1 protein-coding gene is annotated in these 1,105 nt (G+C 57.9%); it reads right to left on the bottom strand.

Annotated features, from left to right (window positions below; all coding sequences use genetic code 11):
• Positions 1–29 precede the first annotated feature (29 nt).
• On the bottom strand, positions 30–1,019 hold the full coding sequence (locus BHD06_RS22695) for an IS1595 family transposase (RefSeq protein WP_139784870.1): 990 nt from the start codon (positions 1,017–1,019) through the stop codon (positions 30–32).
• Between the last annotated feature and the right edge of the window lie 86 nt (positions 1,020–1,105).

Genomic DNA, 1,105 nt, shown 5'->3' on the forward strand with positions numbered 1-1,105 from the left:
AGTAGTGTCCGCATTTTGTGTTGGTAAGCTCACAGAGCCCGCAGAACATCCTCTGGCTGCACTTTACTGACCCGCGCCACGAACCAATCGAGATACCCCTCGAGATATTTCGAGGCAGGCCCTCGAAATGGTCTGATGAAGCTCTTGTAGCGGGAGTGAAGGTTATTGATATTCTGAATGTGGTGAGTGGGCGAGGCCATCTTCTGTCCGGGCTTTGCCTTGATGACAAAATGCTCGATGCCTCTGGACTCTGCCAGCGCCGAATAGCCATCATGGCCATCCGAACAGAGGACGGCGTCTTTGGCCACGAGCGGCAACAGGGCTGTATAAACCGCCCCCTTGGAGCGGCCTGGAATACGCTGAAAACGCTGTGCGCCGCTTCGGTCGGCGACCGTGAGAATCGGCAGTTGCCAGCGCGACAGTCCCCGGAGCATCGGAATGCCCCTTTTGCCATACTCATACCAGCGGCGCCGCGGAGGCTTTGGGTATTTTCCCTTGTTTCGCAGATATCTAACCCATTCGCGCGACCCCTTGCGTGACTCTCGCTGATAAGTTTCATCGGCTTCCACGATCCCCGCGAAGATGTCGGATGATGCGCCAGAGAAGGCACCAAGGATGATCATGCGCCATCGCCAGATCGTGTATTTGTTCCGCTGCAGGCGTCGCGAGAGTTGCCGGATCGAGGACGGGGCTCTGGGGTCGAGCATATCCTTGACGACCTCGAGGAATAGATCCGGGCGGTGAAGATGCTGGGCCACAGATCCGGTCCGTCCGGTGAATGTGCGGGCACAGCCCTCACAGCGATACCTCTGAATGTTGGTCCGGGTCCGTCCCCACCTAACCCGTCCCTCGTGGCCGCAGTGCGGACACGAAGCTCTCTCCTGGGCTCGCGTCTCGATCGCGATGATCGCCTCGGTTTTTCGGCGGACTTCCGTGATCTGTCGTGCGGCGTCTTGCACCTGGCCCGGTGTGAGATCGTCAAATCGACTGATAAACTTCCTGAAATCGTGTGCCTTCATTGCGCCCTCCGCGTCTTCCCTCGGAGCGCCATATTGGCCGTTTTTGGCGAAAAGAAGGCTTACCAACACGAAATGCGGACACTACT

The organism is Roseovarius sp. A-2, from assembly GCF_002072155.1.
Classification (GTDB): domain Bacteria; phylum Pseudomonadota; class Alphaproteobacteria; order Rhodobacterales; family Rhodobacteraceae; genus Roseovarius.